Source organism: Achromobacter sp. Root565 (genome assembly GCF_001427425.1).
Lineage (GTDB): Bacteria > Pseudomonadota > Gammaproteobacteria > Burkholderiales > Burkholderiaceae_B > Achromobacter > Achromobacter spanius_D.
On record NZ_LMGO01000001.1, the window covers coordinates 1,644,098 to 1,665,013 of the forward strand.

The window sequence follows — 20,916 nt, forward strand, 5'->3', positions numbered from 1 at the left end:
TTTACTCACTCGCGGTTACTATTCCGAAACTAATTCACACAGGTTTCGCGAATCCGCGCATGTGCGCGTTGGCGTGAAGCTGCCAGCGCGCCGGCCGCCTGCCCGACGGCCCGCCGTATCAGGCGCATCGAGGAGGACTTGTCTTGAATCACATCTACCGGCTCGTATGGAACCGCAAGTTGCGGGTATGGCAAGCGGCATCGGAATTCGCCTCGCAGTCTCGGGCAGGCCGCTCTTCCTCGTCGGGCGCCCTGTCCCGTGTCTCGCCCCCCAAGGCGCTCTGCCTCGCGCTGACGATCGGCCTGTCGGTGCTGAGTTCGGCAGTTCAAGCCGCGTGCGTACAGACGGGTGTGGACGTGACATGCTCCGGCGAGCCCAACCCGATTTTTCCCAACTTTTCCAGCCCCGACGACAATCTCATCGTCCAGGTGGCATCGGGCGCCGGCGTGTCTCGCCCAACAGGCTCCGGCGGTTGGTCGATGTCTCTCACCGGCAGCAATGCGACGGTTTCCAATAGCGGCACCATTGACCCCGCCCTGCTCAGCAATCCCATCGCCGCTGTTGCAGGCGGCTTGCAGATCGGCAATGCGACCACCCAGTCCATTTCTTTCGTCAATTCGGCAACGGGCCGGCTCGGCGGAAGCACGGGGCCGGGAGGCGTCCTGCCAAGCCTGCAAGGTATGGCGCTGTCCGTCCAGAACGGGGTGGGCGGAGTCAGCGCCCTGACCAATGAAGGCAGCATCGCAAGCGTGCCCCTCATAGGGGTCTCAGTCGCGTCGCCGGACATTCCCGTTGTTGCCGCGACCGGTGGCGGTCAAGTGCGCTTCGTGAACACTGGCGCAATCACCGGCCGCATAGGTTTCGAACAGTCCCGCTCTCCTGGAACAGGCCATAGCTTCGTCAATGCCGGAACCATCGTGGGCGGCGTATCGCTAGGCCTGGGCGGAAACAATACTTTCACCGCAGTATCCGGTTCTTCGGTGACACGCGGCGCCGGCGCCGCCACTCTGGACCTGACCGCGGCCTCCGACCCGGATCTGCGCTTTGCACCACCCGGAGAAGTCGATGGCGGCGCGGGTGGAGGCAATACGCTGGTGCTGCAGAACGTGATGCCGTCGGCGGGCACGGGCAGCGGCACGGGCGGTGCAGTCACCGGCATTTCCGGCGGCGCCTACATCAACTTCCAGAATTTGCGCGTCAACAGCGGCTCCTGGTATCTGACGGACGGTCCTCTGGCCAATGGCGGAAACGTCGAATTGAACGGCGGCGCGGTCCACATTGCCAACAACGCCGTGCTGGGCACGGGCACGGTCAGCGCGAATGGCGGGGCCATTGGCACGACCGCCGACTTGACACTGGCCAATAACTTCGTGCTCGGCGCGCAAGGTCTGACCTTGCAGAGCGGCAACCTGCTAACACTGACTGGCGTCGTGTCCGGTGCGGGCGCACTGACGCTGTCCGGGTCCAGCACGGTCACCCTGAGCGGAAGCAACAACTATTCGGGCGGCACCTCCGTCGGGATTTCTCAGACGCTCGTGGGCACCACCAACAGCCTGCAAGGCAACATCACCGCCAATGGCCTGTTGAGGTTCTCGCAGGCTAACAACGGCACTTACGCGGGCAACATTTCGGGTACTGGCTCCCTGTCCAAACAAGGCGCTGGCACGGTAACCCTGACCGGCGCCCATACCTATGCGGGCGCCACCAATGTCACAGCGGGCACCCTCGCACTCGGTGCGACGGGCAGCCTCCCGGCAAGCCTGGTGTCCGTGCAATCCGGCGCCATGCTGGACCTGAGCGCTGCCGGCAGCCAAACGTTGGGCGCGTTGCAAGGAACCGGCGGCAGCGTCCAGTTGGGTGCGAATCCGCTGACGCTGAATGGCGCCTCGCCCGCCAGCTATTCCGGTGTCATCTGGGGACCCGGCGCGGTGATCAAGACGGGTTCCGAACAGCAGACCCTGAACGGCTCGAATACGTTCGCGGGCGGCCTGACCGTAAACGGCGGCGTCCTGGCGCTTGGGACAACCGGCAGACTGGCGGCCAACTCGGCGGTCACCGTCAATACGGGCGGCACATTCGACGTGTCCGCCTCCTCGCCTCCGACGATTGGATCCCTGGGAGGCAACGGCGGCAGGGTTGCGATTGGCGCCAACATGCTGGGCGTCGGTAGCGGCGCCTACGCGGGCGTCATAGAAGGCACGGGAGGCATCGTCAAGTCGACCGCCGGCACCCTGGCGCTCAACGGCGCCAATACCTACACCGGCTCCACACTGGTGACGGCCGGCGCGCTGCGCATCGGCGGCGACACCTCTCACTCGGCAGCCAGTGTCAGCAGCAACATCAGCGTGGACAGCGGCGCCTCGCTGGGCGGTGCCGGCGTCGTCAACGGCAATGTCGGCGTCGCGGCCGGCGGCAGCCTCGCCCCCGGCGAACCCGGCGGCATATTTACCATCAATGGCAACCTGACCATGAATCAGGGCAGCCAGGCCGACTTCGCCTTCGGGGCGCCGGGAATCGGCTCCTCGCGCGGCGTTGGGCGCAGCGTGACTGTCGTCGGCAACCTGAATCTCCACGGCGTGCAACTGAATGCCCTGGATGGCGGCGGCTTTGGCCTGGGCCTGTACCGGCTGTTCGACTACACGGGAACCCTGTCCACGACGAACGGCGGAATACTGCCTGGCGCGGCGGGTCAGACGATCCAGACCCTGACCACCAGCAAGCAGATCAACCTGATCAATACCGCCAGCCTGGAACTCAATCTCTGGAACGCCAACGGCTTGGCCAGCCCCTCCAGGCTGGGCGGCGGTTCCGGGGTCTGGTCGCGCACCAACGCAAACTGGACCGACGCCAACGGTAGCCTGACCGCTTCGCGCCAGCCAGCCGATGCCTTCGCCATTTTCGGCGGTGATGCGGGCACGGTCACGGTGGACGCGACGGCGGGCGCGATTACGGCGAAGGGCATCCAGTTCGCCGGCGACGGGTATCACCTGATCGGCGACCAGCTGGAAGTGGCCGGCGCCATGACGGGCGCGCTGGGCGAAGTGCGCGTGGGCGACGGCAGCCTGCCCTCCATGGCCTGGACGGCCACCATCGACAACGTGCTGACCGGCGCGGGCATCAACAAGACGGGATATGGCACGCTGGTGCTCAACGGCGCCAACGTCTACACCCAGGCCACCCGCCTGAGCGCGGGCACGTTGTCCGTGTCCAATGACGCCAGCCTCGGTGCGCCGCTTGTCCCGATGGAGTTCCGGGGCGGCACGCTGCGGGTGACCGGCACGACCTTCCACAACACCGACCGGGTCATCAGCCTGGACGGCGCCGGCGGCGGGTTTGATATTGCCGATGCGGGCAACACCTTCACGATCGATCAAGACCTTCCCGGCAACGGCACGCTGTCCAAGCTTGGCGCGGGCACCTTGGTGCTGACCGGCAACAACACCTATGGCGGGGGCACGGCCGTACGGGCCGGCACCTTGCAGGTGGGCGATGGCGCGGTCTCGGGCAGCATTGCCGGCATTGCCCAGATCGAAAGCGGCGGCACGCTGGCCTTCAAGCGCAGCGACCGCGTGGTCTTCGGCGGCGACATCGTCGGGGCGGGTGCATTGCGCCAGTCCGGTACGGGCACGCTGGTGCTGACCGGCCAGAACGCGCTCAGCGGCGTCACCACCATCGACGCGGGCACGCTGCAGATTGGCGATGGCGGCACCGCCGGCTCTATCGCGGGCAATATCGTCAACAACGCCGGCCTGGTCTTCAACCGCGCGGACGATCTCAGTTACGCAGGCGCGCTGTCGGGCGCGGGCGCGACCAGCAAACTGGGTGCGGGCACCCTGGCGCTCTCAGGCGACAGCAGCGCCTACACCGGCACGACGCAGTTGTCGGCGGGCACGCTGCAGGTCGACGGCAAGCTGGGCGGCCGCGTGCAAGCTGCGGCGGGCACGACGCTGACCGGGACGGGCACGCTGAATGCCGTCACCGTCGGCTCGGGCGCCACGCTGGCGCCGGGCAATGCCGCGGCGCCTTATGGTCAGATGGCCTTGACCGGCGACCTGAACTTCAAGCCGGGCGCGGCCTACCGTGTCGCCACGGATGCCAGTGGCCTCAGCAGCAGCGTGCGCGCTGCCGGCACCGCAACGTTGGCGGGCACGGTGGTGCAGCTTGCGCAGAACGGCAACTATGCGCCGTCCACCACGTACGCCATCCTGAATGCGGACAGCGGGGTCCGCGGCCAATTCGACGCCGTCTCCAGCAACCTCGCCTTCCTGACGCCCTCGCTGTCGTACGGCGCCAACCAGGTCAATCTGGTCGTGGACCTCAAGCAAGTGCCCGTCGATAACGGCAACGGCGGAGGCAATGGCGGCGGCGACGGCGGCACGCGTCCCATCGAGTTCGCCGACGCGGCCGTCTCGGGCAATCAACGCGCCGTGGCGCGGGCGCTGCAAAGCCTGCCCGCCAACAGCGCGCTCTTCCGGCATGTGCTGAACCTGCCGAATGGCGCTCCCGAGTCCGCCTTCAATGCCCTGTCCGGTGAAGCGCACGCCAGCACGATGTCCGGCCTGCAGTACACAGCCGCCACCTTCACGCAGGCGCCGCTGACGCGCTTGCGCGCCAACCTGAACGCCGGCTGGATGCCCGGCACGCCGACCGCGCAGCTTGGCCTGGGCGACGCGTCCGCCCTGCCCCGCTCGGCCGCACAGCCGTTGTGGACGCAGGTGTTCGGAAACTGGACCACGCTGGACGGCAACGGCAACGCCGCAAAGACCACGCAGTCGGATGCCGGTGTCACCATCGGCGGCGATCACGCCATCGGCGGCGGCTGGCGTCTGGGCGGCGCGCTGGGCTACACCGACAGCCGCAGCCGCCTCGCCGACCGCGCTTCCAGTTCGGAAGCCGACAGCTACAGCGTCACCGTCTACGGCGGCAAGGCATTCGAGGCCGGCGCGGGCAAGCTCAACCTGAGCCTGGGCGCGGCGTACACCTGGCACGATGTCAGCACCCAACGCAGCACGGCCGGCGCGGGATTGGACCAGACGCTGAAAGCCAGCTACGGCGCAAGCACGGGCCAGGTTTTCACGGAGGTCGGCTATGCCGTGCCGTTGAATGACCGCGTGACGCTGGAACCCTTCGTCGCCGCCAACTACAGCGACCTGCGCACGCGTGGCTTCTCGGAATCGGGCGGTGATGCGGCGCTGCGCGGCGAAAGCAGTAGCAACAAGGTCACCACCACGACGCTGGGCCTGCATGCGCTGACCACGTTCGAGAGCGCCGGTGCTCTCGGCCACGTGCACGGAACGCTCGGCTGGCGCCATGCGTTTGGCGACCTGGACCCGGCCAGCACGCTGTCCTTCGTGCAGGGCAGCGAATCGTTCACGGCCACCGGCGCGCCCATCGCCCGCGACGCGGCGGTGATCGAGCTGGGCGTGGGAATCGAGGTCAGCAAGCGCACCACCGTCGGCGTGGTGTACGGCGGCCAGTTTGGTCAAGGCAACCGTCAGAACTCGGGGACGTTGGACGTGCGATATCGGTTCTGACGGCTGGCGGTCAGCGGCGGACAGAAAACCCTGGGCAGCCAGGCCCTGGGTTTCAGCCCTGGGTTTCAGCCGCGGAGTCAGCCCCGGAACGCAGGCGCCGCAGCGCCCACGCGCTGTCCGCCTCGCCGCGCCCCAACCGCCGGCGCGTGACGACCGCCATCCACGCGAACCCCAACGCCATGGCCAGCGCCGTCGCATCCACACCCAGCGTTGCGGCCGACGTGTGCGCCCACAAGCCGGTTGACGGCGCCACCGCGCCCAACAGCGAGGTCAGGGGAATCGCCAATGTGAACGCGGCCGCCAGCCACAGCAGATGCACCGCCGCCTTCGCCCCGCCACGCAGGAACGACCAGGCGATGGCCGCGAAAAACGCCGCGTAGTACAGCCCCTTGATCCACGCGTTCAAGTCGGCGACATGACCGTGCAGACCTTTGGCGGCGACCATCATGAGCGACATGCCGCACACGCTGCCCAGGCACACGCCTACCGTCGCGGACGCCATCAACCGAGTATCGAGCCGCTGCACCGGCACCGCGCCGGTCCGCCGATCCGCGCGCTTGCGGCGCGATTCGATCCAGAGCAGGTTGCCGCTGTAGAACAGCCACGCGCCCGCCAGCCCCAGCACGAAGTACAGCCACTGCACCGCCGCGCCGCCGAAGGACGCCATGTGCAACGCAAAAAAGCTGCTGACCCACAGGTTGGCCGCATCCTGGCGGCCCGGCAGGTAGTCGGTGTTGAGCACCTTGCCGCTGTACGGGTCCATCGCCACGAAACCGCCGCGGGCGCGCGGCGACACCGCGGCCGGGTCCTTGCCCCAGATACGGACGATGGCGCGAGGCGCCGTCACCTGCGTGTACTGCAACGCACTGGGCTCGAACGTTGGCGATACCTTGCGCGCATGCTGCAGCAACGCCTTCGGCGTCAGCATGACCGAAGGATCGCGCGGCGCAGCGTCGGGCGTGGCTCCACCCCCGCGCTGGAATACCGATTCCAGCTTGCCGGCGTACATCAGCCGGTCCTGAATGTCGTAGATCCCGTCGTGAAAGGCGAACACGACAGAGCTGAGCGCCATCACGATATGGAACGGCAGCGAGACAATGCCCACCACGTTGTGCGCGTCCAGCCACATGCGTTTGCGGTTCTTGCCCACCCGCAGCGCGAAGAAATCCTTGACCAGCGAAGGAAGCAGGACGATGACGCCGGACACCAGCGCGATCCCGTACAACGACGCGACGATGCCCATGAACCAGCGGTTGGGATCGCTGTCAGCCGGCAGACCCACCACGCGATGCAGCACGTCGATGAAATTGCCCAGCCCGCTGGGCGCGGCCTCGCCGATCTGCACGGCCCCGCCCGCGTCCAGGCGCGCGACATAATGCCGCACGGAGGATTCGTCATGATCGTCGGCTTGCGGGTCGCGCACTTCCCAGGCCATGCGCGCGGGCACGTTTTCGGTGGGCTGCAGATGGATGGTGAAGCCCTTGGCCACGTCGGGCCGCGCCGCCAGCGTCCTGGTGATCAGGTCGGGCGCGGTATCAAGCGGCGACATCGCCACGTCTGGCCGCGGCGACGCCCAGCGCGCGATTGGTTCCTTGAACAAGGTCAGCGCGCCCGCGTAAAACGCGATGAAAAGCGCCATGCCGGTCAGGATGCCGGTCCAGGTGTGCACGGATTTGTAGATGCGGATGTAGTCGGCTCGCATGATGGCGATCCTCCTGCTTAAAGCGCGCCGGCCGCGTACAGCCCGCCATAGAGCGCCAGGCAGGTCCCGCCCAGCCAGCACCAGGCGCGCAGACCGCTGCCGAAGAAGTAAACGGTGGACGCGATGCCCAGCCACACGGGCGGCACCAGCCACATGGCAAGCTGCGAGCGGGTCGCAAGCGGCACCGAGGTCGTCAACGCGGCCAGCAGCGCGCTGGCGCCCAGGGCGATTGCGAATCCCAACAACGCGCCGGCCAGACTCTTTGAGACCCAGTCTCGCTGAATGGGCGCGGGCTTAGCGGGCTTCATCGCGTTCTCCCCGCTGCATGCCCCCGCCGTATATCCGGCGCAGTACAGCCAGATACGGAATCAGGCAGACAAACAGCATCAGCGCCGTACAGAACACGAACACCGCGGTCACCACGGTGAATCCGTAAAGACACCCCGAGCCGCCCAACGTCAGCAGCGCGATGCCCGCCGTGCGGGCGGGTGCGGCGGCCCAAGGCGCGCTTGCCCACTGCTGGTTGGGCGAAGCGCGATAAATGCAGAAGCAGCCGGCGCACAAGGCAATCAGGCTGGCAAGAATGAGGACTGGCATGGTCGCCCCGGGATGAATGGTGTTTGGGCCCGCCGTGCGCCAGGATCGGTGGATCCGGCGGCGCGGCGGACGCCTCGCAAGCCGCGTGTCAGAACGTGATCGCGGCGGACGCCATGACGCTGCGGGCCGGTCCCAGCGTCGCAATCGGCGTGGTGTCGCTGAAGATGCCCGCGTAGTAATACTTGTTGAACACGTTGTTGACGTTCAGACGCAGTACCACGTCGCGGCCGTTGATCTGCGTCGCATAGCGCGCGCCAAGGTCAACCTGGCCCCAGCCGGGAATCTCGATGTTGTTGGCCGAATCCGCGTACTGGCGCGACGTCGCCTGGATGCGTCCGGTCAGCGTCAGGCCGGGCACCCACGGCGTATCCCATTCCACCCCGGTGTTGACCTGCCAGCGCGGCGCGCCGACGGCGGTATTGCCGTCGTAGCGGCCATACGAGGTCTTGACCTGCGTGCCCTGCGTGTACGTGACACCGCCCAGCACGCGCACGCCTTGAGCGATCTCGCCAAACGTATTCCACTCCACGCCGCGCACGCGCTTTTCGCCGCCGTCCGCATACGTGGGCCGTGCCGTCGAACCTTCGGTCACGAGCATCGGCTTGTCGATCTCAAAAAGCGCCAGCGTGTTGGTAAAGGTGCCGGCGTTCCATTTGACGCCCAGTTCCTTCTGCTTGGTTTTGTATGGAGCGAAGACTTCACCAAAGTTGGTCGCGGTCGTGTCGGTGACGCTGTCGCCCTTGCTGAGGCCCTCGACGTAATTGGCGTAGAACGAGAGGTCGGGTCCCCACGGCTTGACGACGACAGCCACGGCCGGCGTCACGGCGTCTTCGTCGTAGCGCGCCGTGGTCTTGCCTGTCTTGTCGAAGTTGCTGGTCTTCACGCGCTGGTTGCGCACACCGCCAGTCACGCGAAGCTTGTCGTCCAGGAACGACATGGTGTCGACCAGCGCCAGGCTGGTCAGCGTGTTCTCGCTGGTCTTGGGCGGGCTGCCCGGCAGCGCCGGCATGACCGGCGTGACGGGGTTGTAGATGTTGGACCGGAATACCGAAGCGGGACCGGTGGCCGATCCGTCCTCGAGCTTCAGGTAGGACGCCTGCAGCACGAGTTCATGGCCCACGCTGCCCGTCTTGAAGCGGGTGCGCAGGCCGCCCTCGGCGGTGGTGGCGTCGGTGTAGGCGCGCTGGCCCACGATCTGGCCAGTGAAGTCGCCGTTGGGCTGGATCTGCCGGGCATGCGTCCCGTTGATGAGGCCGGACTGGTCGCTGTCGCGCCGGCCCACGCCCGCAAACGCCGAGACGTGCTCGTTGAAGCGGTACTCTGCCTGGCCCATGATGGCGTTGCTCTGGATGCTGCCGTACGCGGTGCTGAACTGGTTGATACGGGGATCGGGCGCCACCGGCACCACCGGACTCGCAAACCAGAACATCGCTGGTGTGCCACCCGTGAACGATTCCTGGCTGTGGTACGCGTCGATGGATGCCGTCAGCGCGCTGCCGCGGTAATCCAGGCCCGCCGAGAGGAATTCGCGCTTTCTGGATTGGCCGTCCAGCGTGGTGGCGCCGTCGCTGAACGAACCGTTTACGCGCGCGCCCCATTCGTTGCTGGCGCCAAAACGCCGGCCGGCGTCGATGGTCGTGCCCAGTTGCCCATCGGACAGCCAGTCCACGCCGAACGTAGCCGTGGGCGTGTCGGTCGCGCGCTTGGTGACCAGATTGACCGTTCCGCCGACCGCGCCGCTGGGCGCCATGCCGCTGAACAGCGCGTTGGGCCCCTTCAGCACCTCAACCCGCTCGACGAACTCCACGGGCGTGCGGCCCATGGGCGCCAGGCCGTACAGGCCGTTGATGGCCACATCGTTCTGGTTGACGTCGAAGCCCCGGATGCGGAAGTTCTCGTAGGCGTGGCCACTGGAGGTCGTGAAACGCACCGACGGATCGTTCGCCATCACATCAGCCAGCGTGCGCGCCTGCTGGTTCTTGATGAGTTCGGACGTATAGCTGGTGACGTTGAACGGCGTGTCCATGACGGACTGGTTTCCCATGAGGCCGAGCCGCGCGCCTTCGGCGACCTGCCCCCCGGCATAGACCGGCGGCAGATCCGCGTCGCCCACCGCGCCGGCAGTCACGGTGACCGGCTGCAGCGTAGTCGCCTGCCGCGCGTCCTGCGCGTACGTTGCGTGCAGCGGCAACAACAGGGTCAGCGCCACGCAAGGCGCGATTCGCGCCGCACGCGAATCCATCGAAATCAATTTTTCCTCAGACACTTTCCACGCCCTCAAGTTCAATGCAAATGAGAATGATAGGCGCTTATCTTACGAAAAATATCGTTAACACGGCAGTGGTCAACCCGTCGCTCGCGCAGAATTTGCGCTGGCGCAAACGATTCGATATGGACCTGTTTTAATTCCGCCACACATCCTGCGCTCGATCGGGCAACGCTACGCCAGCGACTGCAATTGCTCCGCCATGAAGTCGATGAACAGCCGCGCCCGCACGGGCGCGTGGCGGCCGAAGGCGTGCAGCACAGACACCGGTACACGGGGCAGATGCACCTCGGGCAGCACTTCGGCCAGCCGTCCGGCCGCAATATCTTCCGCCACAGCCAGCCGCAGGATCTGGATGATGCCCAGGCCACCCAACGCGGCAGCGCGCAGGGCCGTGCCGTCGTCGGTGTCGAAAACGCCCTCCGGGCGAATGACCTCCCCCGATACGAACGAGATGGGAAAAGGGCTTCCGGCCAGCAGGTAACGCACGTGCGCGTGACCGGACAGATCCCCGATGGTGCGGGGCGTGCCGCACCGCTTCAGATATGCGGGCGATGCCACCAGCGTCAGCCGCAGTTGCGCCAGTTGCCGCACATTGAGTTCCGAGTCCGCCACACGGCCCGCGCGAATCGCAAGGTCGAATCCCTCGCGGATCAGATCCACATGCCGGTCGGCAAGGCTCATTTCCAGCTTCAGATCCGGATGCGCAGGCAGAAAGCGGTTGACGATGGGCGTCATCAGCAAGCGCCCCAGGTCACCGGGCGCCGTAATCCTTAGGCGACCTTGCGCGGTGGCTGCCGGCTGCATGACCTCGCTGGCGTCGTCCAGCGCACGCAGAAGCGGCGCCACCCGCTCGTAGTAGGCCGCCCCCTCGGGCGTCAGCGACAGCACGCGCGTCGACCGCTGAAACAGCCGGATGCCGAAACGCCGTTCCAGCCGTGCGATGGCCTTCGACACGGCAGAAGGCGACGTGCCGAGGATCCGGCCGGCACTGCTGAAGGAGCCGGATTCGACAGCGGTAGCGAAGGCGACCAGTGCTGACGCGTCAGGCAGCATGTCCATTGATGACCTCCAGGAATAGGTGCTTGTACATAGAACGACTATTTAACGCTTATTGGAATAGATAGAGTGGGCTTTCCTTCATCCTTCTGGAAAAAACCATGACCCATCTACAGGGGAAAGTCGCTCTCGTCACCGGCGGCAACAGCGGCATCGGACTGGCGTCCGCCCTCGCCTTCGCGCAGGCCGGCGCGCAGGTTGTCATCCTGGGCCGCCGGCAGGACGCGGTGGACGCGGCCGTGCGCGCCATTGGCCATGCCGCGCTGGGCATCACGGGGGACGTGGCCGACCTGGACACGCACGACCGCGTGGCCGCCGAGGTGCAGCAACGCTTCGGCGGCCTGGACATCTACCTGGCCAACGCGGGCGTCGCCATCCTGGAACCCTCGGCGCAGGTGTCCGTCGAGCACTACGACCGACAGTTCTCCACGAATACGCGCGGCGTGTTCTTCGGCGTGACCCGAGCCCTGCCCGTGATGAACGACGGCGCGTCCATCATCCTGGTCAGCTCGATTGCCAGCGCCAAGGTGCTGGAAGGCCATGCCGTCTATGCGGGAAGCAAGGCCGCCATCGAAGCCATGGCCCGCAGTTGGGCGCTGGAACTGAAGGCGCGGCGCATCCGCGTCAACGTCATCAGCCCCGGTCCGGTGGATACGCCCATCCTGGAAAAGCTGGGGCTGCCCGCTGATCAGCGCGCGGGCCTAGCCGACGCCATGGCCGCCGCCATTCCGCTGGGCAGGATGGGCCGCCCCGACGAACTGGCGCGTGCCGCGCTGTATCTGGCCAGTGACGAGAGCAGCTTTGTCACGGGCGTCAACCTGCGGCTGGACGGCGGGATGGCGCTGACCTAATGCGCTGCCGCGCCGGGCGGGCGGCGCGTCGCAGAGCGGCTGGTTCTCAAAGCCCCCAGACGATGTAAATTTGTCCAGCCAGGGCTCCCCTCAATCAGCGCTACAATCCGCGCCGGATTCCCGCCGTGCGTGCCCCGCGCCGCCCGGCCCGCGCCCAAGCGCATGGCATTTGCCCCCCCAAGCCAGGCGAACCATGACGCACTCCCCCAAACCCCATTGATCGTTTGTCCGGTCGCACCGGATGCTTTTGCTGTTCTGGAAATCGAGGATTTCATGTCTCGGCAGTTGTTGGGCCTGGTGCTCGGGCCCCTACTTGGCTTGTTCGTTGTCTGCATCGGCAACGCTTTCATCTCTTCCCTTACGACCTTGCAGTTGGACGCCGCCGGCGAATCGGCCACGGTGGTCGGCATCATTTCGTCGTCGTATTTCATCGGTTTGACGCTGGGCGCGATCTTCAATGACCGCCTGATCCTGCGCATCGGCCATATCCGCGCCTACAGCAGCTTTGCGTCGCTGATCGCCGTGACGGTGCTTCTGCAGGGCCTGATCTTCGATCGTGAAGCGTGGTTCGTGCTGCGCCTGATCAACGGCTGGGCAAGCGTCGGCGTGTTTCTGGTGGTCGAAAGCTGGCTGCTGCTGGCGGGCGATGCCAAGATGCGCGGCCGTCTGCTGGCGCTCTACATGATCGCGCTGTATGGCTCGGGCATGCTGGGCCAGTTGGAACTGGGCGCGATCACGCGGCTGGGCGACATGGCGCCGTTCATGGTGGCCGGCCTGCTGGCGTCGCTATCCGTGCTGCCGATGGTGATCATTCCGCGCGTCTCGCCGCTGGTGGAACGCGTCGAGCCGCTGCTGCCGCAGCATCTGGCGCGCATGACGCCCACGGGCGTGATGGGCTGCTTTGGTTCGGGCGTGGCGATTGCCGCCGTCTACACGCTATTGCCGCTGTATCTGCAGCGCATCGGCCTGGACGTTGCCGAGGTCGGCAAGATGATGGGCGCCGTCATCCTGGGCGCCATGGTGCTGCAGTATCCGGTCGGACGCTGGTCGGATTTGCGCGACCGGCAAGTCGTGCTGATCGCGCTGGCCGTCTTTTGCGCCGTGCTCAGCCTGCTGATCCTGATGCTGCCGCCTGGCTCGTCCCTGTTGATGCCGTTGCTGTTCCTGCTGGGCGGCGGCGTCTTCGCGATTTATCCGGTCGCCGTCAGCCACGCGGCCGACCGCGCGCCGGCCGACGCGCTGGTGCGCATGATCCAGGGACTGCTGCTGATCAACTCGCTGGGATCGGCGCTGAGTCCGCTGGCGATCTCGCCGGTGATGGCGAAGTTCGGCGAAGCGGGCCTGTTCTGGTGCTTTGCGCTGCTGAATCTGGCACTGGTGACGTTCTTCGTCTGGCGCCGTAACGAACGGCCCGCGCCCGCCCCGGTCGCGCCCTTCGCGGCGGCCGCGCAGATGTCGCCGGTGGGCGTGGAGCTGCGCGTGACCGATGACCTCATCCAGGGCGCGCTGGATCACGAGATGACCGAAGATCTGACCAACGCGGTCCACGGCGCCGAGGCAGCCGAGCCGGTGCTGTCCACCGTGCCGGACGCGCCGCCGACGGCCTGACGGGCAGTATCAAACGGCTAACAACCGCTCGCCTGTGCGCGAAAAAAGCGGGCAATCGTACCGGCATGTATCGGCGATTCCCGCCGCACACAGTGCGACATGAAATCGGGCGTGCGCCGGCACGGGTTCAGCAGGATGATGCAAGCACCCTTTAAACCCGGTGCACATCATGGAAAACATCCCTCCCCTTGAATCCCCCGCCGCGCTCGTATTCGGCGGCTCCCGCGGCATCGGCGCCGCCATTGCCGCGAGGCTGGCGGAAGCCGGCTACGCGGTGGCGCTCACCTATGCCAGCCGCGCGGACAGCGCCAACGCGGTCGTCGCGTCCATCGAGGCCAGCGGCGGCCGCGCGCTGGCCATTGAAGCCGACAGCGCCGACCCGCAAGCCATCGCATGCGCGGTGAATACCGCCGTGCAGCTGTTCGGGCCGTTGAGCGTTGCGGTCGTCAACGCCGGTATCTACCGCGCCAACCCGATCGGCGCGGTCCCGCTCGACGAACTGGACCAGATGCTTGCGGTGAACGTGCGCGGCGTGTTCCTGGCCATCCAGGCGTCGGCCGCCAACATGCGCGACGGCGGACGGATCATCACCATCGGCAGCAACACCGCCGTCCGGACCGGCTCGCCCGGCAGCAGCGTCTACGCCATGACCAAGGCCGCCGTCGCCACGCTAGTCAGCGGCGCGGCGTTGGACCTTGCGCCGCGCGGCATCACCGTCAACAACATCCAGCCGGGTCCCATCCAGACGGACCTGACGGCGGACTGGACGGCGCAGCTCATTCCCCGCATCCCGCTTGGGCGCATGGGTAAATCGAGCGAAATCGCGGGCCTCGCGGCATTTCTGGCCGGGGCCGACGCTGGGTACATCACGGGCGCCAGCCTGACGGCGGATGGCGGCTTCGTGCTGTAACCACGCGAGGCGCGCCTGGGCCGTTATCCCCGCTGGCTCAGCGCGCGCGCAATGCGATTGCGCGCCACCGTCGTGCGCGGCACCTTGAACGGGAACCAGCTGCGCACGTCCTCTTCCAGGCCGATGCCGTGCATGAAGTTGTAGATGGCCTTCTTCAAGCCCTTGCCCAGCGCGTCGTGATCCACGCCCGTGGGGTCGTGAAAACCCACGTCGTTCTTGGCGAACGTGACGTCGGGCAAGGGCTTGAGCTTGATGCCATACTCGTCGGGGTTCAGGCCCACGGGCGAATGCACCGTACAGGCGAAGCGGTGAAAGAACCCGCTCTGGATGCAGTCGTTTTCAAATAGCTGGCGCACATATTCCAGCGCGTCGACGGTGTCCTGCACGGTTTGCGTGGGAAAGCCGTACATCAGGTAGGCGTGCACCAGCACGCCGGCATCGCTGAACGCGCGCGTCACGCGCGCCACCTGGTCGATCGACACGCCCTTCTTCATCAGGTTCAGCAACCGGTCGGACGCCACCTCCAGTCCGCCGGACACCGCAATGCAGCCGCTGTCGGCCAGCAGTTCGCACAGTTCCGGGCTGAAGGTCTTTTCGAAGCGGATGTTGCCCCACCACGAAATGCCGGCGTTGCGCTCGATCAGCTCGGCCGCCAGGGCCTTCAACGCCTTGGGCGGCGCGGCTTCGTCGACAAAGTGAAAGCCGGTCTGCCCGGTTTCAGCCACGATGGCCTCGATGCGATCGGCCAGCACGGACGCCGACGCGCCCTCGTAACGGCCGATATAGTCCAGTCCAACGTCGCAGAAGCTGCACTTCTTCCAGTAGCAGCCGTGGGCGACAGTCAACTTGTTCCAACGGCCGTCGCTCCACAGCCGGTTCATCGGGTTCAGCATGTCCAACAGCGACAGGTAGCGGTCCAGCGGCAGGCCGTCCCATGTGGGCGTGCCCACCTCGGCGAACGCGACGTCGGGTTCAACCAGGTTGATGTACCGCACCGCGCCGCTGTCGGCATCGCGCACAAAGGTGCGCACCAGGCGCTGGCGCGACCGCTTGCCCTGCACATGCTCAAGCAGCGCAAGCAAGGGCCGCTCGCCGGCGTCCAGCGTGACGAAATCGAAGTAATCGAACACGCGCGGGTCTTTCAGTTCGCGCAGCTCGGTGTTGACGAAGCCGCCGCCCAGCACCGTGACGATGGTGGGATCCTGCGCCTTGATGGCCTGCGCAATGCGAAAGGCCGCGTACACCGCGCCCGGAAACGGCACCGACAGCAGGACCATCGTCGGCTTGTGGCGCGCCAGTGCAGCGTCCGTAAGCTCGCGCAGCGTTTCGTCCACCAGGTTCATCGGCGCGGCCAGCGCCTCTGCCAGCGGGTCGAACGTCGGCTGGCTGCCCGCCAGAGATTCGGCATAGCGCACGAATTCAAAACGCGGGTCGATGGCGTCACGCAGCACGTCGGCCAGGTCGTTCAGATACAGCGTGGCCAGGTGCTTGGCCCGGTCCTGCAGGCCCAGCGCGCCAAACGCCCACCCCAGCGGATCGCCGCCGTCCTCGTCCAGGTAGACGTCCAGCGAGCTGAATCGCGGCCCCTCGGGCAGATAGTTGCGCCCGGCAATGCGGTGCGCCAGCGTGGGATCGCGGCCTTGCAGAAAGCCGATCACCGGCCCGATGGTGGCCAGATAGCGCGCCTGCATGGCGACGAAGGCCTGGACCGGTTGCGTGTGTTTTTCAAGGGGCAGCGCGTCGATACGCTGCGCCACGGCGCGCAGGCCGTTGGCCGACAGCAGGCGCAGCACCAGGGCAAGCGCCAGATCCTCCTGGAACGCGGTGACCTCGCGCGAACGCAGGAAGCCGGTGAGGTAGGCGGTGGACGGGTACGGGGTATTCAGCTGTGTCATCGGTGGAATCACCGACAGCACGCGCAAAGGCAAGGTCGACATGAGGCACGGCAAGACTGCCGTCTAAAAAGCGGGGATCGGTGCAATTATAGGCAGCGCGGAGGGCGCGGCCCGACCCGCCCTACAGCACGCCGTCCAGCCAGTCCAGCACGCGGCGGTTCAACAGCGACCGGTTGGCGGATTCGCAATGGTCCCCCGCGCCCTCTTGCGCCGTGAAACGCAGCAGCGTCTTGGGGCAGCGCAACGCGTCGAAGAACTGCTGGGTGCCGGCCGCCAACGGGTCGTTTTCGGCCAGCGCCATGAGCATCGGGCACGTGATCTGGTCGACGCGGCCCTCCAGGGTGAAAGGCTCGACCGCACGCAGGTAGTCTCGCAGATTGTCCACGCCGTGCACCCAGAAGCCGCGCCGCATCACCTTCCACGTCAAAGCGGGGCTGGCCATGACGAATTGCTGCAAGCGGTCCACCACCGGTTGCTCCAGCTCCCCCAGATTCGCCGCGCTTTCCGTGCTGACGCCCAGCTTGACTGCCAACGGCCGGAACGGGCCCGCGAGGCTCCATTGACCCGGGTCCGCTATGCAGGCCGCCAACCGAGGTTCGCCGGACGCCGCACGCGGCGCCAGATGGCCGCCCAGGCTCCAGCCGCTGAGCGCAATGCGCTTTGCGTCCACGATGGGCAGCGTCACGGCGTAGTCCACCACAGCACCGACCACCGTCTCCCAATCAGGCCGCATTGTCACGCCCTGTTCGTAAAGCATGCCGCCCTGCCCAGGCCCGTCGAACACAAGGGCGTGATAGCCCCTGCGCGACGCGGCGACGGCGCTCGCAAAATACATATCGGTCACCGTGGCGTCATAACCGTTGGTGAAGATGACAAGTGGCCTGACAGCGGTCTCGTGACCGGCGGCCGGAATCAGATATGCCGGCATGCGCGCGCCGTCCAACGGGATGCCCGCCGGCTTGACCGGATGCTCGGACAACGCGAGGCCGCGGTCGAAAGCCGCGATCTGTTTACGAAAGGCCGCCAGCAACCGCGCATCCGTCGGAGCGCCATACAGCGGCCGGTACGCCGTGCAATAGAAGGCGCTGGCACGCAGGTACAGTTCACGCGCGCTGGCAACACGGTTGCGGCGTTCGGCGTCTTGCGCCTCGGCGGCCAGCCGATCACCCGCCGCCATCCAGGCCTCGAAGAATGCGGTGTCGTCCCCGTCCCCCACCACCCGCCCCACGGCCAGAATCTCCCCCAGATCCGCCGCGCCATACGGCATGTAAGCGACCGGCCGCAAGCCAAAGTCGTCGTGCATTTCGTTCTGAAAAGCCAGGCCCATGGGGTTCTCCGAGAAGGAATGATGCGACGCGCCGGGACTCGAGCAGCGTACCCCAGCGCCTCTCTCGTGGCGATACACCGTTTCGCCAGTTCGTTTCGTCGATTCGTCCCGCCAATACGCACCGCCTTTGTCCAAGTGAGCGCCCGCCGCAATCACAATCTTCAAACCGGCGGACTATCGTTCAATACGGCCCGCCGGGCGGCTGGCACATTGCCGGGGTCCCACACCCTGGCAACCGAAGGAATCACTCGTGCCTGTCATTGCGACCCCCACCCCCGGCGCCAAGCTGCTGTCCCCGCACGATCACACGCTGATCATGATCGACTTCCAGTCGCAGATGGCGTTCGCGACCCACTCCATTGACGCCGTCACGCTGCGCAGCAACGCCGCGCTGGTGGCCCATGCCGCCGCCGGCTTCGGTGTGTCCACGATCCTGACGACAGTTGCCGAAAAAAGCTTTTCCGGCCCCATGTTCGAAGAAGTCACCACGCCGTTCCCCGGCCGGCCGCTCCTGGACCGCACGTCCATGAACACCTGGGAAGACGCCGCCGTCATCAAGCAGATCAATGAAATCGGCAAGAAGCGCATCGTGCTGGCCGGTCTGTGGACCAGCGTATGCATCGTCGGCCCGGCCCTGTCGGCGCTGGACCAGGGCTTCGAGGTTTATGTGATCACCGACGCCTGCGGCGACGTGTCCGCCGAAGCCCATAACCGTGCCATTGAGCGTATCGTTCAGGCTGGCGGCCAGCCGATCACCGCGTTGCAGTATCTGCTGGAATTGCAGCGCGACTGGGCCCGCATCGACACCTACGACATGACGACCGGCATTGCCCGCAAGTTCGGCGGTGCCTATGGCCTGGGCATCATCTACGCCAAGTCCATGTTCAACGCCCACGAAGGCTGACAGGAGCGCACCAATGAAGGTCTACCTCGTTTCCTTGGGACTCGGCCTGTTGGTCGGTATCATCTACGCCCTGTTCAATGTGCGATCGCCCGCGCCACCAGTGATCGCGCTGGTTGGCTTGCTGGGCATCCTGGCGGGGGAGCAGATTCCCCCGCTGGTCAAGCGCCTGCTGGCGGACGAGCCCACCCGCACGTCCTTCATTCATGAACAGGTAAAACCGCACATGTTCGGCGAACTGCCCAGCTGCCCCAAGGCGTCCGCCGACACCGCCCAACAACCCGCCGATGCATGTGGAGACAAGCGCAATGGCTGACACCCTGGGTCCCGCGCGCCAAGGCGCCCCCGACCTCATCCTGCATCAGGGCCGTTTCACGACCCTGGACCCCGCCAACCCCATTGCCGACGCGGTCGCCATCAAGGACGGCCGTTTCACGCGCGTGGGCGCCGCCAGCGACATCCTCCCCCTGGCAGGCCCGGCCACCCGCGTCATCGCGCTGGGCGGACGCGGCGTGCTGCCCGGCCTGATCGACAATCACCTGCACATCATCCGTGGCGGGCTGAACTACAACATGGAACTGCGCTGGGATGGCGTGACCAGCCTGGCCGACGCCATGGCCATGCTGCGCCGCCAGGTCGCCATCACGCCCGCGCCCCAGTGGGTCCGCGTGGTCGGCGGCTTCACCGAACATCAGTTCGCGGAAAAGCGCCTGCCCACCATTGAGGAACTGAACGCGGTGGCGCCCGATACGCCCGTGTTCATCCTGCACCTGTACGACCGCGCCCTGCTCAACGCTGCCGCCCTTCGCGCCGTCGGCTACGACAAGAACACGCCCGCGCCCCCCGGCGGCGAGATCGTGCGGGATTCGGCGGGCAATCCGACCGGGCTGCTCCTTGCCAAGCCCAACGCGTCGATCCTGTACGCCACGTTGGCCAAGGGTCCCAAGCTGCCATTCGAATACCAGGTCAATTCCACGCGCCACTTCATGCGCGATCTGAACCGCTTGGGCGTTACTGGCGCCATCGATGCAGGCGGTGGTAACCAGAACTACCCCGAGGACTACCAGGTCATTCAGCAACTGGCCGACGCCGATCAGTTGACGATCCGCCTGGCCTACAACCTCTTCACCCAGAAGCCCAAGCAGGAAAAGGAAGACTTCCTGAACTGGACGGCCACCTCGCAGTACAAGCAAGGCACCGACTACTTCCGCCACAACGGCGCGGGTGAAATGCTGGTATTTTCGGCGGCCGACTTCGAAGACTTCCGCCAGCCGCGCCCCGAGATGGGTCCCGAAATGGAAGGCGATCTCGAGGAAGTGGTGCGCATCCTGGCGCAGAACCGCTGGCCCTGGCGCATGCACGCCACGTACGACGAAACCATCTCGCGCTCGCTGGACGTCTTCGAGCGCGTGAACAAGGACGTGCCGCTGGCCGGACTGAACTGGTTCTTCGACCACGCCGAGACGATCTCCGAACGCTCCATCGACCGCATCGCCGCGCTGGGCGGCGGCGTGGCCGTGCAGCACCGCATGGCCTACCAGGGCGAATACTTCGTCGAACGCTACGGCCCTGGCGCCGCCGAGGCCACGCCGCCCGTCAAGCGCATGCTTGAAAAAGGCGTCAACGTGTCGGCCGGCACCGACGCCACCCGCGTCGCCTCGTACAACCCGTGGGTCTCGCTGTCGTGGCTGATCACGGGCAAAACGGTGGGCGGCCTGCGCCTGACCCCGCAGCGCAACTGCCTGGACCGCGACGCCGCCCTGCGGATGTGGACCGAGAACGTCACCTGGTTTTCGAACGAGCAAGGCAAAAAGGGCCGCATCGCCGCGGGTCAGCTGGCCGACCTGATCGTGCCCGATCGCGACTTTTTCTCGTGCCCGGAATCCGAGATCGCCGACACCAGCAGCCTGCTGACCGTCGTGGGCGGCAAGGTGGTCTGGGGCGCGGGCGACTTCGCCGCGCACGACGAGTCCGCGCCGCCGCCGGCCATGCCCGACTGGTCGCCCACGCGCCTGTTCGGCGGCTACGGCGCCTGGGGCGACAGCGAAGGCAAGCCGCTGCAGGCCACCCTGCGCGAAGCGGCGGCCGCCTGCGCGTGCGCCAACGACTGCAACGTCCACGGCCACCAGCACGCTGGCGCGTGGACCAGCAAGCTGCCCGTCTCCGACCTGAAAGGGTTCTGGGGCGCGCTGGGCTGCGCCTGCTGGGCCGTCTGACGACTCGCGCGGCCGGGGCAGGACCTCGGCCGCGTCGATGGTTCAGGACG

The 20,916-nt window shown here is 66.5% G+C and carries 14 protein-coding genes; 7 read left to right on the plus strand and 7 right to left on the minus strand.

From position 1 onward, the window contains the following. The first annotated feature begins 143 nt into the window (after positions 1 to 143). Positions 144 to 5,534 (plus strand): autotransporter domain-containing protein, encoded by a 5,391-nt coding sequence (locus tag ASD71_RS07335; protein WP_082578818.1) that lies wholly within the window; start codon positions 144 to 146, stop codon positions 5,532 to 5,534. A 52-nt stretch (positions 5,535 to 5,586) separates the two neighbouring features. Here ASD71_RS07335 and ASD71_RS07340 read toward each other — a convergent pair whose 3' ends face one another. The 5 genes from ASD71_RS07340 to ASD71_RS07360 all read right to left on the minus strand — a co-directional run bounded on the left by ASD71_RS07340 (position 5,587) and on the right by ASD71_RS07360 (position 11,161). Further along, positions 5,587 to 7,236 (minus strand): PepSY domain-containing protein, encoded by a 1,650-nt coding sequence (locus tag ASD71_RS07340; RefSeq protein WP_056561552.1) that lies wholly within the window; start codon positions 7,234 to 7,236, stop codon positions 5,587 to 5,589. 17 nt (positions 7,237 to 7,253) lie between these two features. Next, positions 7,254 to 7,544: a hypothetical protein gene (locus ASD71_RS07345; RefSeq protein ID WP_056561553.1), complete on the minus strand. Its 291-nt coding sequence runs from the start codon at positions 7,542 to 7,544 to the stop codon at positions 7,254 to 7,256. Beyond that, positions 7,531 to 7,833: a hypothetical protein gene (locus ASD71_RS07350; protein ID WP_056561555.1), complete on the minus strand. Its 303-nt coding sequence runs from the start codon at positions 7,831 to 7,833 to the stop codon at positions 7,531 to 7,533. The genes ASD71_RS07345 and ASD71_RS07350 overlap by 14 nt, the downstream gene beginning before the upstream one ends. A gap of 88 nt (positions 7,834 to 7,921) precedes the next feature. Further along, positions 7,922 to 10,075 carry a TonB-dependent siderophore receptor gene (locus ASD71_RS07355; RefSeq protein WP_056561557.1) on the minus strand — a complete coding sequence of 718 codons (2,154 nt, stop codon included), beginning with the start codon at positions 10,073 to 10,075 and terminating at the stop codon, positions 7,922 to 7,924. A 198-nt stretch (positions 10,076 to 10,273) separates the two neighbouring features. Then, on the minus strand, positions 10,274 to 11,161 hold the full coding sequence (locus tag ASD71_RS07360) for a LysR family transcriptional regulator (protein ID WP_056561559.1): 888 nt from the start codon (positions 11,159 to 11,161) through the stop codon (positions 10,274 to 10,276). 98 nt (positions 11,162 to 11,259) lie between these two features. On the opposite strand from ASD71_RS07360, the gene ASD71_RS07365 reads away from it, so the two are divergent. The 3 genes from ASD71_RS07365 (at position 11,260) to ASD71_RS07375 (ending at position 14,527) form a co-directional block, all read left to right on the plus strand. Further along, entirely contained in the window at positions 11,260 to 12,009 is a 750-nt protein-coding gene (locus ASD71_RS07365; protein WP_056561561.1) for an SDR family NAD(P)-dependent oxidoreductase, read from the plus strand. A gap of 273 nt (positions 12,010 to 12,282) precedes the next feature. Beyond that, a complete protein-coding gene (locus tag ASD71_RS07370; RefSeq protein WP_056561564.1) occupies positions 12,283 to 13,617 on the plus strand; it encodes an MFS transporter in 1,335 nt (444 codons plus the stop codon). A gap of 169 nt (positions 13,618 to 13,786) precedes the next feature. Beyond that, positions 13,787 to 14,527, plus strand: coding sequence for an SDR family oxidoreductase (locus tag ASD71_RS07375; protein ID WP_056561566.1), 741 nt, complete (start codon positions 13,787 to 13,789; stop codon positions 14,525 to 14,527). Between the two features lie 23 nt (positions 14,528 to 14,550). Here the strand turns inward: ASD71_RS07375 and ASD71_RS07380 are convergent, their stop codons facing one another. After that, a complete protein-coding gene (locus ASD71_RS07380; RefSeq protein WP_056561568.1) occupies positions 14,551 to 16,464 on the minus strand; it encodes a radical SAM protein in 1,914 nt (637 codons plus the stop codon). 79 nt (positions 16,465 to 16,543) lie between these two features. Then, positions 16,544 to 17,749: a S9 family peptidase gene (locus tag ASD71_RS07385; protein WP_056561570.1), complete on the minus strand. Its 1,206-nt coding sequence runs from the start codon at positions 17,747 to 17,749 to the stop codon at positions 16,544 to 16,546. A 250-nt stretch (positions 17,750 to 17,999) separates the two neighbouring features. Between ASD71_RS07385 and ASD71_RS07390 the strand changes: the two genes are divergently transcribed. The 3 genes from ASD71_RS07390 to ASD71_RS07400 are packed head-to-tail and all read left to right on the plus strand — an operon-like array spanning position 18,000 to position 20,866. Then, positions 18,000 to 18,653, plus strand: coding sequence for a hydrolase (locus ASD71_RS07390; protein ID WP_056561572.1), 654 nt, complete (start codon positions 18,000 to 18,002; stop codon positions 18,651 to 18,653). Positions 18,654 to 18,666: 13 nt separating this feature from the next. Further along, positions 18,667 to 18,966 (plus strand): XapX domain-containing protein, encoded by a 300-nt coding sequence (locus tag ASD71_RS07395; protein ID WP_056561574.1) that lies wholly within the window; start codon positions 18,667 to 18,669, stop codon positions 18,964 to 18,966. Continuing rightward, positions 18,959 to 20,866 (plus strand): amidohydrolase, encoded by a 1,908-nt coding sequence (locus ASD71_RS07400; RefSeq protein WP_056561577.1) that lies wholly within the window; start codon positions 18,959 to 18,961, stop codon positions 20,864 to 20,866. Before ASD71_RS07395 ends, ASD71_RS07400 begins: the two co-directional genes overlap by 8 nt. Positions 20,867 to 20,916 lie beyond the last annotated feature (50 nt).